This is a genomic window from Rhizobium tropici CIAT 899 (assembly GCF_000330885.1).
Taxonomy (GTDB): Bacteria; Pseudomonadota; Alphaproteobacteria; order Rhizobiales; family Rhizobiaceae; genus Rhizobium; species Rhizobium tropici.
In genome coordinates, this window is sequence record NC_020062.1 from 1,931,319 (window position 1) to 1,943,341 (window position 12,023).

At 55.7% G+C, this 12,023-nt stretch carries 12 protein-coding genes; 10 read left to right on the forward strand and 2 right to left on the reverse strand.

Annotated features, from left to right (window positions below; genetic code table 11):
- The first annotated feature begins 1 nt into the window (after position 1).
- The 8 genes from RTCIAT899_RS30945 (at position 2) to RTCIAT899_RS30980 (ending at position 7,505) form a co-directional block, all read left to right on the forward strand.
- The gene (locus RTCIAT899_RS30945) at positions 2–556 is read left to right on the forward strand and encodes a slr1658 superfamily regulator (RefSeq protein ID WP_015343795.1); all 555 of its coding nucleotides are present in this window, start codon (positions 2–4) and stop codon (positions 554–556) included.
- An 18-nt stretch (positions 557–574) separates the two neighbouring features.
- Positions 575–913, forward strand: a complete 339-nt coding sequence (locus tag RTCIAT899_RS30950) for a slr1659 superfamily regulator (protein ID WP_015343796.1) — start codon at positions 575–577, stop codon at positions 911–913.
- A gap of 491 nt (positions 914–1,404) precedes the next feature.
- Positions 1,405–2,418 (forward strand): UDP-glucuronic acid decarboxylase family protein, encoded by a 1,014-nt coding sequence (locus RTCIAT899_RS30955; protein WP_041678282.1) that lies wholly within the window; start codon positions 1,405–1,407, stop codon positions 2,416–2,418.
- Complete coding sequence (galE, locus tag RTCIAT899_RS30960; RefSeq protein WP_015343798.1) at positions 2,418–3,404, forward strand: UDP-glucose 4-epimerase GalE; 987 nt, start codon at positions 2,418–2,420, stop codon at positions 3,402–3,404. The genes RTCIAT899_RS30955 and galE overlap by 1 nt, the downstream gene beginning before the upstream one ends.
- Positions 3,401–5,233 carry a glycosyltransferase family 2 protein gene (locus tag RTCIAT899_RS30965; protein WP_041678283.1) on the forward strand — a complete coding sequence of 611 codons (1,833 nt, stop codon included), beginning with the start codon at positions 3,401–3,403 and terminating at the stop codon, positions 5,231–5,233. The genes galE and RTCIAT899_RS30965 overlap by 4 nt, the downstream gene beginning before the upstream one ends.
- A 242-nt stretch (positions 5,234–5,475) precedes the next feature.
- Positions 5,476–6,015 (forward strand): DUF995 domain-containing protein, encoded by a 540-nt coding sequence (locus RTCIAT899_RS30970; RefSeq protein WP_041678284.1) that lies wholly within the window; start codon positions 5,476–5,478, stop codon positions 6,013–6,015.
- Between the two features lie 17 nt (positions 6,016–6,032).
- Positions 6,033–6,980: a glycoside hydrolase family 26 protein gene (locus RTCIAT899_RS30975; protein ID WP_015343801.1), complete on the forward strand. Its 948-nt coding sequence runs from the start codon at positions 6,033–6,035 to the stop codon at positions 6,978–6,980.
- Between the two features lie 27 nt (positions 6,981–7,007).
- Positions 7,008–7,505: a DUF995 domain-containing protein gene (locus RTCIAT899_RS30980; protein WP_015343802.1), complete on the forward strand. Its 498-nt coding sequence runs from the start codon at positions 7,008–7,010 to the stop codon at positions 7,503–7,505.
- 131 nt (positions 7,506–7,636) lie between these two features.
- On the opposite strand, the gene RTCIAT899_RS30985 is transcribed toward RTCIAT899_RS30980, so the two are convergent.
- Positions 7,637–7,957, reverse strand: coding sequence for a hypothetical protein (locus tag RTCIAT899_RS30985; protein WP_015343803.1), 321 nt, complete (start codon positions 7,955–7,957; stop codon positions 7,637–7,639).
- A gap of 488 nt (positions 7,958–8,445) precedes the next feature.
- Between RTCIAT899_RS30985 and RTCIAT899_RS30990 the strand changes: the two genes are divergently transcribed.
- The gene (locus tag RTCIAT899_RS30990; RefSeq protein WP_015343804.1) at positions 8,446–9,576 is read left to right on the forward strand and encodes a helix-turn-helix domain-containing protein; all 1,131 of its coding nucleotides are present in this window, start codon (positions 8,446–8,448) and stop codon (positions 9,574–9,576) included.
- 134 nt (positions 9,577–9,710) lie between these two features.
- Here the strand turns inward: RTCIAT899_RS30990 and RTCIAT899_RS30995 are convergent, their stop codons facing one another.
- Entirely contained in the window at positions 9,711–10,718 is a 1,008-nt protein-coding gene (locus RTCIAT899_RS30995) for a LacI family DNA-binding transcriptional regulator (protein ID WP_015343805.1), read from the reverse strand.
- Between the two features lie 317 nt (positions 10,719–11,035).
- On the opposite strand from RTCIAT899_RS30995, the gene RTCIAT899_RS31000 reads away from it, so the two are divergent.
- A complete protein-coding gene (locus tag RTCIAT899_RS31000) occupies positions 11,036–12,022 on the forward strand; it encodes a sugar ABC transporter substrate-binding protein (RefSeq protein ID WP_015343806.1) in 987 nt (328 codons plus the stop codon).
- Position 12,023 lies beyond the last annotated feature (1 nt).

The window sequence follows — 12,023 nt, forward strand, 5'->3', positions numbered from 1 at the left end:
AATGACGACAGCAATTTTCGGCGAGGAACGTCTGGTTTCGTTCGACGCCACCAATGCTCTTCGCATACGACTATTCGACGGACCGCTGCATCTGGCATGGCGTCATTCAGCCATGACATCCGACTTTATCGCGGAGACGATAGCGCTCGGCTTCCGCTCTTCCGAGCGCCAATACAAGACGGTGCGGCACGACATCGGTTACCTGACCAACGAGCTTATCGAAAATTCCATCAAATTCCGCGCCTCGGGCGAGATCCTCATCGAGGCATTGAGGGATGGCCATTATTTCCGGATGCGGACCGTGAATTTGATCGACCGCGAAGCTATGGCGCGATTTCAACAATTATTATTGAGAGTTACCGCTGGCGATCCCGGCGATCTCCTCATAGAACAGATCGAAGCAAGCGTTCTTGCCGGCGACGATGCGTCCGGACTAGGACTGTTGACATTGATGAGCGACTACCAGGTTCAATTGGCCTGGCATTTCGATGAGAATGGCCCGCAAAAGCGGATCAAGCTCCAAACCTATGCCGCCATGGCGATTTCATCGGCATGAACCCGCGAGAGGTCCTTTATGGAAATCAAGGAAGAAGCATTCCGCGTCTGGTCCGAAGGCAGCACCTTATATTTTGACGGCACGATGCGCCTGGCTGGTCCCGATGCCTATGCACCGGTCTACGATCTGGCCAGGTCAGTTCTTCATGGGAGCGGAGGCAAAGCGACTTTCGATCTGACCGGTCTGCAATTCTTGAATTCTTCGGGCATCAACCTGCTTGCCAAACTGACCATAGAAGCACGCAAGCATCCGAATATTCACCTCACAGTGTGCGGCTCCTCGCAAATTCCCTGGCAGATGAAATCATTACCGAACTTGAAAAAACTGCATCCGCGCCTGGATTTGCGCCTGACCTAGCCCCATGCCGCGCAAAAGTGCGCGACGATTTTGCTACGATGACATGCTGAAATCAAAGACAGAAATGCTCTAACGCTTGGACGCGAATAGCCGCTGCGACGACTCGTCGTCGCGACACAAAATAACGCGTGGGTCTATCAGGAGACGAACCTCGGTTAGTTCCGCCTTACATCTCTCGGTTTCTTTGTTTACGCAAATAAGTATAACAAGTCGAAGCTATTGGAAAATGATTCAGTAAATATCAGTTAAAATAATATCTTAATGTAAGAGCGCGACAGTTTAGTTAAGCTTCGCACTTATTTTCCGTGTCATAAAAATGTACAGAATGCAAAGCTTCTGCATTCCGTGATAATGACAGAATTGTTAATTATCGGTAAAATATAACCGTAAATTGTAGCAATAATTCCTTGTTGTAAAAGCCTTGCACAAGGGAAAAGGCGTTGCTTTTTCCTGAATACTCGGCTGCGCGTCTAATTTACCGGGAGGGTTTGATGGGCATAGCGTTCAAATCTACAAGTATATCGCTAAACAATACAAAGAGACGTACCATCCTTGTTGCGGGCGGCGCAGGGTTCCTTGGGTCACATCTTTGCGACCGACTTCTACAGGATGGTCATGAAGTCATATGTGTGGATGATTTTTCAACCGGACGGATGGACAATCTCTGGCATCTCCTTCGTTACGAGACGTTCAGTTTCATCCGCCACGACGTCATCTCATCGCTCGATCTGCCCGTCGACGAAATCTACAATCTGGCCTGCCCGGCATCTCCGCCGCATTATCAGGCCGATCCGATCCGTACGATGAAAACATGTGTTTTCGGCGCGCTCAACTTGCTGGAGCTTGCCACATATCATCAAGCGCGCATTTTCCAGGCCTCGACCTCGGAAATCTATGGCGACCCCCACGTGCATCCGCAGCCGGAAAACTATTGGGGTAACGTCAATTCCTTCGGCCCTCGCTCGTGCTACGATGAAGGCAAACGCTCCGCTGAAACGCTTTTCCGTGACTTTCACGCCCGTCATGGCGTCGACATCAGGATTGCGCGCATCTTCAACACTTATGGACCGCGCATGCGCCCCGACGACGGCCGCGTTGTTTCCAATTTCATCGTACAGGCGCTCAAGGGTGAGGATATTACCGTCTATGGCGACGGTTCCCAGACGCGCTCCTTCTGCTATGTCGCCGACCTGATCGAGGGCTTCATTCGCCTGATGGCCGACCAAACGACGATCCATACGCCCGTCAATCTCGGCAATCCGGCGGAGTTCACCGTGCGCGATCTTGCCGAACAGGTCATCGCGATTACCGCCTCCAAGTCGAAGATAATCCATAAAGCCCTGCCGATCGACGATCCCCGTCAGCGCCGGCCCGATATCACGGTCGCGAAACGCGAACTGGGATGGGAACCGTCCATCGCCCTGACGGATGGATTGAAGTCCACCATCGCGTACTTCGAACGTCAGTTGGTACGTGCGAGCAGCGAGCTTTTCGAGGTTGCGTGATGGGCAAGCAAAAAATACTCGTCGTGGGTGGCGCCGGCTTCATCGGCAGCCACACCGCGAAGCTCCTGCATCGACAAGGCTTCGAGCCGGTCGTCTATGACAACCTCTCGACGGGCCATCTGACCTCCGTACGCTGGGGACCTTTTGTGGAAGGAGATATTCTCGACACATCCCATCTTGCCGAGACAATGGAGGAGCATAGACCCGCGGCAATCATCCATTTCGCCGCCTCCGCCTATGTCGGCGAGTCCGTCGAAAATCCTGCTAAATATTATGCCAACAATGTCAGTGGCACGCTGTCGGTTCTGGAGGCGTGCCGCCGCACGGAAGCGGATAAGCTGATCTTTTCATCGAGCTGCGCAATCTACGGAATTCCCGCGCATCTGCCGATCCGCGAATGCGAGACGCCTCAGCCGATAAATCCCTACGGCAGAACCAAGCTGATTGCCGAACATATGCTGGCCGACTATTCGGCGGCCTATGGCCTTTCTTATGTGGCGCTGCGTTACTTCAACGCCTCCGGCGCCGATCCGGAACAGGAACTCGGCGAATGGCATGACCCCGAAACACATCTCATTCCCCGCGCATTGCTGGCGGCGGCCGGCACGACCGAAACCTTGGAAGTCTACGGCGACGATTACGACACGCCGGACGGCACGTGTGTGCGCGACTATATCCATGTGCTGGATCTTGCCAAGGCGCATGTCCTGGCGGTCGAATATCTGCTGGCTGGCGGAAACAATCTCGCCGTCAATCTAGGAAGCGGCCGCGGCACGTCGATCAAGGAGATCGTCGGCACGATCGAGCGCGTTTGCGGCCGCCAGGTTCCTGTCGCCATGCACAGGCGGCGGCCGGGCGACCCGCCTGCTCTTTATGCCGCTTCGGATCTTGCTGCCGAGAAGCTCGGCTTCCGCGCTCTGCATTCGGACATCGAAACGATCATCCGGACCGCAGCTCCCTTCTTCGGGCTGGAGATGCGAGGATGACATCGATCCGAACACGAGCTCAAGCAATGAAGGACCGGGCGTTGATGACGCCGGTGCTGCAAGGTCGCAAGCGCGCGGAATATATGGTTTGCGCCGCATTGTGGCTTGCGGCACTCGGCTATTTCTGGAGCTGGTGGCTCGCACCCGCGCATCATGTCGACGCTCTCGGGTCGATATTGGTGACCCTGGTGCTCGCCTGGGTGACGATCATTCCAGCCTATTTCATCATCGTCTTCTTCCGCGCCGAAAAGCCGACAGGGGAATTACGGCTTCCTGCCGGCAGCCGCATCGCGATGGTGGTGACCAAAGCGCCATCGGAGCCCTTTTCGGTGGTGGCCCGCACGTTGGATGCCATGCTGGCGCAGGAGGTGACCCACGACACCTGGCTGGCAGATGAAGATCCGTCGCCCTCGACGCGGGATTGGTGCAGCAAATATGGCGTCCAGATTTCCACCCGGAAGGGGCGGGACGATTATCACCGCCAGACATGGCCGCGGCGCACCCGCTGCAAGGAAGGCAACCTCGCCTTCTTCTACGATCACTACGGCTATGAAGGCTATGATTTCGTCGTGCAGCTCGATGCCGACCACGTGCCCGAACAAGGCTATCTTTTTCAGATGCTTCGGCCCTTTGCCGACCCGGCAGTCGGCTATGTATCAGCGCCGAGCATTTGCGACCAGAATGCCCATGAGAGCTGGGCGGCTCGCGGCCGCCTCTATGCGGAAGCCAGCATGCATGGATCGCTTCAGGCGGGGTTCAATCATGGACTGTCGCCACTTTGCATCGGCTCGCACTATGCCGTCCGCACCAAGGCCCTCAAGAACATTGGCGGGCTGGGACCTGAACTGGCGGAAGATCACTCCACCACACTGATGATGAATGCGTATGGCTGGCGCGGCATACACGCACTCGATGCCATTGCTCATGGCGACGGTCCGCGTACTTTCGCCGATCTCATCACCCAGGAGTTTCAATGGTCGCGCAGCCTCATGATGATCCTGCTGCAATATTCGCCAAGCTTGATCAAACGGCTGCCGCCACGCCTCAGAATGCAGTTCCTGTTTTCGCAGCTCTGGTATTCCCTCTTTTCTCTCTTCATGGCGCTGATGTTCATCATGCCGATCATCGCGCTTACTAGAGGGAAGACCTTCGTCGATGTATCATATCCTGACTTTTTGCTGCATTTCGTGCCGCAGTCCATTCTGCTGATCCTGTTTGCCTACCGCTGGCGCAGTACGCATACATTCAGACCCGTCGATGCGAGTATTCTGAGCTGGGAGATGACGTTGTTCCTGTTTGCTCGCTGGCCATGGGCGCTTATGGGTTCTCTCGCTGCCATACGCGATTGGACGACTGGAACATTCGTGGATTTCCGCGTCACTCCGAAGGGTACATCGGACGTCGATCCTCTACCGTTCCGAGTTCTTGCACCCTATGCCATGCTCTCTTTTGTCTCCATCCTGCCGGTTCTATTTGTCAGTGCTGCGGAAGAGAGCTCCGGCTTCTATATCTTCGCTACGATGAATGCCACCATCTATACTTTACTGCTGCTGGTCATCATCGTTCAGCATGCGCGTGAAAATACGCTCAGCGCGAGCAGGCGCTTTTACCGGCCGGCGCTCGCCAGCGGTCTGATTGCTCTGACTGCCCTGCCATTTTTCGGCATCATGGAGCACGGCCGCGCCGGAGCACAATCATTGATTTGGGACACCGACGGCTACGTCTTGTTCGATACTCGCTTTTCGGTGGCAGGTGCTGGAATTGGCGGTCGCGGACTGCACAGAATGGTGCTCAATCCGCACTGGCACGTGAGCGACACGGACGATTGAGTTTCATACAGGGACACTATGGCGGAACGCAGATGAAGATGGCTGTTATGGAAACCGAGCAGGATCTCAGCGCGCTGGCGGAACGAAGCCATGCCCGTCGGATCGGCGCTCGCATCTGCGCCATAGGTAAGTCGGCAAGCACGCAAGGTAACCTGCGAGACATTGCCAGGCGGCGAAACCGGCAGCGAGCCTTGAGGGCAGCAGCGCCGAGGCTCGCCAATCACGAACACGGGAGAAATAATATGAAACCATCAAGGAAACAGACCTCCCTCCTCGCCGCGGCATCGCTGGCATGCGCGATCGTTCTTGGGCTTGCGACGGCGAGCGATGCGGCCGTCGCCGCGACCACCACCAAGGTGCCGGACGGCGCAAGGCCCATGACGGCGGCTGAACTCTACATGCTCTATCACGACAAGAGCTGGCGCTGGCCCGATGGCGCCGGCCGAATGCAGAATACCGACCGTCGGTTCTCAGCCTGGGTCGACGGAACCGGTGGACAATCCTGGGCTGAAGGCCGCTGGGCTATAACAGACACCGGCCGGCTGTGTCTGGAGGCAACCTGGCATGCCGCAAACGGCCAGTTTCCGGCCAAGACCTGCTTCGTCCATCGCATCTTCGATGGAACGATCTATCAGAAACGCGAGACTGGCGGAGCATGGATTGTGTTTCGCCATCCCATTACCGAGAAAACCGATGAGGCGACAAACCTCATCGCCGATGATCTGGTCTCACAACGACTGGAGGCCTTGAAGACCTCTTTAACCGTCCGCAAGACCGAATAGAGGAAGGAGGCAATGCGATGAAAACCCTATCGAAACTAACGACGGCTTTGCTTGCGGCTGGCGCCCTCTGCGGGGGCATATATGCTGCCAGCAACGGCTTGGATGCAAGGGCCGAGACCCGGCCGCTCTTCAATGACAAGAGGCCGATTATCACTCCCCAATCGCTACCGGGGGGTGCCTATGATCCCAACGGGGATTTTTCCAATGACCCCAATCCAAAGATCGAGCACCTCTTCCTGCCTTGGGAAGATGTCGATCTGTCGACGCTGAGCACGGCAGACGAATATGCCCGCAAGCGCGGCCGCTCGCTGCTGATCACGGTCGAGCCCTGGTCATGGGCCCGCAACTGGCGGGTCACACCAGCCGATCTCCTCAGTGGAATTCTGGCGGGTCACTACGATTCCAACATGACGGCGATCTGCTCCGCGGCCGCCAAACTCAATACGCCCGTCACCATTCGCTGGGCTCAGGAAATGGACGAGAAGAACGGACAGTTCACCTGGGCCTATTGGAAGGCGGACGACTACGTGAAAGCCTATAAGCACGCGGTCACCGTCTGCCGCAAGAGCCTTCCCACGGCAAAATACATGTGGTCGCCGATGGGCAAGGCTGGGCTTGAAGCCTACTATCCTGGTGATTCATTCGTCGACGTCGTCGGATTGTCGGTGTTCGGTTACCAACCGTTCGATCTACGCAAGCTCGGGCGGGATTCGACCTTCGTGGAAGCGACCAAACCCGGCTATGACCGTGTGAAGCGATTCAAGAAGCCGATCGTGATCGCGGAATTGGGCTATCAGGGCAACGAGGCCTATGTTCATGGATGGGCCGAGGAAGCCAACAAGCCGCACTCCGAATTCCCCAACCTGCAGGCGGTGGTTTATTTCAACGATCGTGAAGTCTACCCCTGGCCGGACGGCCTCGGCAGGCCGGACTGGCGGGTCGCCACACCGCCCCTGCTGAACTGACCGCGATGAAAGGTGGAGGATAAGTATATGTCCTGGTTCCGTTTCATCATCCTGAATACCATGTTCGCGATGCTGCTGGCCGGCACCGCGAACGCGGCGACGCATCGTCATATCGATCGAATGACGGCGCATGCGGCCCACCAAGCCATGCCGATGAGTGCGAAGGAGCTCAAAAAGCTCTACGCGGGACGCTCCTGGATATGGAAAGACGGGGCCGGTTTCTTCTCACGCCATCACCGCCGATTTACGGCCTGGTCGCACACGGGCGCTCGAAAATCCTATGCAAAGGGCACTTGGTATGCGACCGATCGCGGTAGGCTCTGCATGAGCGCTGTCTGGCACAGCAAGAAAAGTGCAGCATCCAATGTGTCCTGCTTCCTGCATCGCGAGAAGGCTGGGACCATCTATCAGAAACGAGCATCAGGCGGAAAATGGTATGTGTTCCGTCATAATCCGATCAAACATGATGACGAAGTTCTGAAACTACGACGGGGCGATTATGTTCGCAGTCATCTGCCCGGTTGAAGTCGAATACTCACATAGGGGCTTTTCTTGGATAGCGGGCGGCACGCGTCCCCACTTGTTCCGTCGAACCACCATCCAGGGAATGCCCCTATTCTTTGCCGCGCATACCACGCGACAGTCTTTGGCTCACCTTAAAATGCACCACGATTGTAGCAATGCGACGTTCTTCCAAATCCGCTTGGCGTACAGATATAGGGAGAGCCCTTGAAGTAGTCCTCAGCGGAAATCGAAGTGGTCTTGGCAAGCGATCTTCCACTGTAGAAGACGACGTCGTTCTTTTGATACTTCTTCATATACAGCTGAACCGTCTTATTTTTTACATGCAGGTTCTCGGCCGCATTAGCGTTTGCAGCCATTCCTGCCGAAAATGCAATCGCAAGTATTACAGGCACGGAGATAGCAATTTTTCGATTGTCAGTAGTCAGATTGTACGAGTTCTTCCAAAAACTCATAAGTTTACTCTCCTTTAAAAGTTTCACTCGTGTATTTCAGCTGAAAATATTTAAGCAACTTCTATAAATATCTTGAAAATATTAACGAAATCTGCTTAATTTCCCTACAGCCTTCCGGCGGGGAACTGCAACAATGCTGCCTGCAATGAATATAGCTTGGCGCGATATTCGATGGATGCACAGAGCCTTGACTCAAACATCCACAGACTTCTTTGGTTCGCTGGCCAAGGCGCATCGCAGGGCAGAATCATTTTCTCAAGACGTGATCCAATCACGTCCCTTCAGTCAGTCCGCCAACCGGCGGACGCTCGGATGGACTGAAATTCGGGCTGTTTTGCGACGAAGGGGAAAGATCTTGGATATGCAAGATCTATACTATCCACGCGCGATCTATTTTGGCCGGCCATCACTCCCTTTCATCCGCCCGTTGCCAGAACAACGCGGGAACCGCCAGTCGAGTTGGAATGCTTCGTCGAAAGGCTATTACGATGATGTGGAATAAAACGGAGACTAGCTCCGAACAACCGACCCTTGTCGAAAGGCGCCGCTGGCCCCGCATTTCCGAAGCTCCCCTTTGCGGCAACGCCACAGACCTGCCGGTACTCGTGTCGCTGCCGTTCTCCACGTCCAATGAGGCTCCCAACCGGCAATTCCTGGCTTGGCGGAAGCATATGGCGCCGCTGGTCGATGCCTATCTTCCGGAAAGCGCCGAGGCCGCCGATGGTTTTGCTGCGAGCCAAACCGTTTGGAATCTGGAAGGGGCGCTTCTCGTTCAGCAACAAACGCCCGCCTTCCGTTATGAGCGCCCTGCAGAAAAAGTACGCTTCAGCGCCATAGATCATTGGCAGATCACCTTTCTGCGCACGGGCAGAACATGGACCAGCGTCAACGGACATGTGGTCGAAAATGAGCCTGGCATGATGGAAATCCGGGCACTTGGCTGCCCGTTTTACGGCCGCACCATAAGCGCGCAATCTGTCTCCCTCATCCTGCCTTGCGATCTGTTTGCCGATCACGGCGGACTGCCTGGAGCAAGCAACAACATCGTCCTAGGGGGTGAGCGCGTCAAGCTGCTGGCTGACTACATTGCTTTTCTCGAAGCAAACCTCGACCGTTTGACAAAAGACGACCTGCATAGTGTACGCAACCAACTGCAGGAAATGATATTTCATAGTGTCGCACCGCTGGTGAACGGCCACACGACCGGCGATCGCAGCTCCGAGATCGGCCTGATGACGAAAGCTCGTCGCTTTATTCAGAACAATCTCGGATCGGCGGACCTAACCCCTGAAGCATTGAGCCGTGAGTTGGCAATCTCCCGAACCAGGCTTTATGGACTGTTCCAGGCATCGGGTGGCGTGTTGAACTATGTGAGAAGACGAAGACTTCTGGCTGCACGCGCAGCACTTGCCGACTTGAGCAACGGTCAGAAAATTGCTGATATAGCCGGTAATCTCGGCTTTGAATCGGCAGCTAACTTCAGCCGAGCCTTCACACACGAATTCGGCTATAGTCCAAGCGAAGTCCGCAGGCATACAGGCGAATGCAAGGTCGGTCATCTACCGCAGATGACGGAGACATCTACCTTCGGAGACTGGCTTAATACACTCGGTATTTGAGCGGTATAAAGCGACATATCGGCATGGCAGTTCCGACGACAGTAGCTCAGATATTGCTACAGATACATGTGGCGAGCAATATATGCAGTCGATATGCGGTGTAGCGCCTGCTAGGTCACCGACATCACCCGCCTTCAATCCGGCTGTGGTGAAGAGGTTGTTTCCCCCTCGGAAATATCGCAGGGCAACAGGAGCGGCTTGCCGAGGCCTGGGGCGACCTGCCGACTCAATAAAGCAGCGACCGCCGCAGCCGCTATGTCCTGAATTGGCTGCTTGACGGTGGTCAGGCGTGGGATTGTCATGCTTGCAAGCGGAATACCATCAAAGCCGACGATGGAAAGGGCAGCCGGGATTGGAATTCCCAAATCGTGAGCTGCTCTCATGCAGCCGATCGCCTGTTGGTCGGAGCTAGCGAATATGGCGGTTGGGCGCTCGTGGCGCGCGCGTGCGAGAAGATAGTTTCCGGCAGACCGTCCGCTTTCATAGTCGAAAGCGGCTTCTGCGATCAGCGGCGTCGCACTCTCCTTGCCATCGCCGACCAACTCCATCGCATCGAGATAGCCCTTGAGACGATCGTTGGCGGGAACAGAGTCCTTGGGACCTGAAATGAAACCGATACGGCGATGGCCGAGCTTTACGAGATGCTCGACTCCGAGACGCACGCCGCTTCGATGATCGGCTGCGATGCCGGAGTAGCCCGGCAGGAGGCGGTCGACGATGACGATCGGCAATCCCTTCGGCAACTTGAGCGTATGGAAATCATTGCTCGGAACAAGGATGATGCCATCCACCTTTCGGCTTGTCAGCTGGCCGATTCGATCCGCCTCCTTGGCTGGATGATCGAAGGAGGTCATGACGATGATGTTATAGCCATGCCTTGCCGCCGCCTGCTCTGCGGATTGCACAAGTTCCGAAAAGAAGGGGTTGGTCAGGTCGGGAATGACGATGCCGATGAGACGGCTGACCTTGCTGCGCATGCTTCTGGCAGATGGGTCTGGCATATAGCCGAGCTGCTCGATAATGCCTCTGACCCGCGCCCTCAATTCCTCCGTCACGGAAGGATGATCATTCAAAACCCTTGAAACGGTCCCGGTAGAAACCCCCGCCAGCTTGGCAACGTCTCGAATTCCGACCTTTGGCATATGGATACCGATATCCCTTCATCTCACCTTCCGAGGCGCCTGATCCGGGCTCTCAGCTAATGGTCTCCGCCGTCTTAGTCAAAGGCTTCAAGTCAAGCCGATTCTCCATTGCGCGGATAAATGCCATACTCATATGGAAACGGTTCATCATATCTTTCTTCCGGCGTTGGTAAAGTTGAAATTTCAGCCAAGTTGAGCCGATTTCGATAACGCCTTGACAATTCTTAGCGGCATGCTACCCAATAGCCGTGGAACCGGTTCATTGTCGTGGACAACTCAGGTGGAGCTGAGCCAAGAACCGTTCAGGAGGAGAGAAAATGTCCAATTCTACCAAGCGCGACACCGCCTTCATCAACACGCCGCGGCGCTCTGCGCTGAAACTCGGACTTGCCGGCACTCTGATACTTGCGCTGTCCTGCGGCGTGTCGCCTGCCTTCGCGGCCGGCAAGCCCAAGGTCGGGCTGATCATGAAATCCCTGTCCAACGAGTTCTTCAAGCAGATGAAGGCCGGCGCGGACAAGTACGCCGCTGAAAACAAGGACAAGTTCGACTTCAAGGCCGTCGGCATGAAGGACGAACGTGACTTTGCCTCGCAGGTCGACGCCGTCGAGAATTTCGTGACGCAGAAGTACGACATCATCGTCGTCGCACCGGCCGATTCCAAGGCCATGGCAACGCCGCTTGCCAAGGCGGTGAAGGCCGGCGTGAAAGTCATCAATATCGACGTGCCGCTCGACGCCGATGCCAAGAAGGCCGCCGGTATCGATCTCGCATTCTTCGGTCCCGACAACGCTGCCGGCGCCAAGCTTGCCGGCGATGCGCTCGCCAAGGATCTTGGACCCGGCGCAAAGGTCGTGATCCTGGAAGGCAATCCCGAGGCCGACAACGCCAAGGAGCGCAAGGCAGGCTTCATGGATTCCATCAAGAACGGCAAGCTCGAGCTTCTCGACAGCAAGACCGCACATTGGGAAACCGAAGAAGCCAATACCGTCATGACGAATTTCCTGACAAAATATAAGGATATTCAAGGCGTCATGGCTGCAAACGACTCCATGGCCCTGGGTGTCGTCAAGGCGCTCGATGCATCCGGCCAGGCAGGCAAGATCAAGGTTGTCGGCTTCGATAACATCCCCTCCGTCAAGCCCTTGATCAAGGACGGCAAGATGCTTGCCAGCGTCGAACAGTACGGCGCGGAAATGGCAGCCATGGGCATCAAGTACGGCCTTCGCGAATACGCCGGCGAAAAATTCACCGGCTGGGTGAAGACCGACGTGACGCTCGTCACCGCCAAGGACCTCAAATAGT

What these genes read in the sequence shown, in the direction of transcription:
- RTCIAT899_RS30975 (WP_015343801.1), top strand. Translation starts at nt 6,033, where the DNA reads ATGAAAACCCTATCGAAACTAACGACGGCTTTGCTTGCGGCTGGCGCC.
- RTCIAT899_RS30990 (WP_015343804.1), top strand. Translation starts at nt 8,446, where the DNA reads ATGATGTGGAATAAAACGGAGACTAGCTCCGAACAACCGACCCTTGTC.
- RTCIAT899_RS30970 (WP_041678284.1), top strand. Translation starts at nt 5,476, where the DNA reads ATGAAACCATCAAGGAAACAGACCTCCCTCCTCGCCGCGGCATCGCTG.
- RTCIAT899_RS30945 (WP_015343795.1), top strand. Translation starts at nt 2, where the DNA reads ATGACGACAGCAATTTTCGGCGAGGAACGTCTGGTTTCGTTCGACGCC.
- RTCIAT899_RS30965 (WP_041678283.1), top strand. Translation starts at nt 3,401, where the DNA reads ATGACATCGATCCGAACACGAGCTCAAGCAATGAAGGACCGGGCGTTG.
- RTCIAT899_RS30995 (WP_015343805.1), bottom strand. Translation starts at nt 10,718, where the DNA reads ATGCCAAAGGTCGGAATTCGAGACGTTGCCAAGCTGGCGGGGGTTTCT.
- RTCIAT899_RS30985 (WP_015343803.1), bottom strand. Translation starts at nt 7,957, where the DNA reads ATGAGTTTTTGGAAGAACTCGTACAATCTGACTACTGACAATCGAAAA.
- galE (WP_015343798.1), top strand. Translation starts at nt 2,418, where the DNA reads ATGGGCAAGCAAAAAATACTCGTCGTGGGTGGCGCCGGCTTCATCGGC.
- RTCIAT899_RS30950 (WP_015343796.1), top strand. Translation starts at nt 575, where the DNA reads ATGGAAATCAAGGAAGAAGCATTCCGCGTCTGGTCCGAAGGCAGCACC.
- RTCIAT899_RS30955 (WP_041678282.1), top strand. Translation starts at nt 1,405, where the DNA reads ATGGGCATAGCGTTCAAATCTACAAGTATATCGCTAAACAATACAAAG.
- RTCIAT899_RS30980 (WP_015343802.1), top strand. Translation starts at nt 7,008, where the DNA reads ATGTCCTGGTTCCGTTTCATCATCCTGAATACCATGTTCGCGATGCTG.
- RTCIAT899_RS31000 (WP_015343806.1), top strand. Translation starts at nt 11,036, where the DNA reads ATGTCCAATTCTACCAAGCGCGACACCGCCTTCATCAACACGCCGCGG.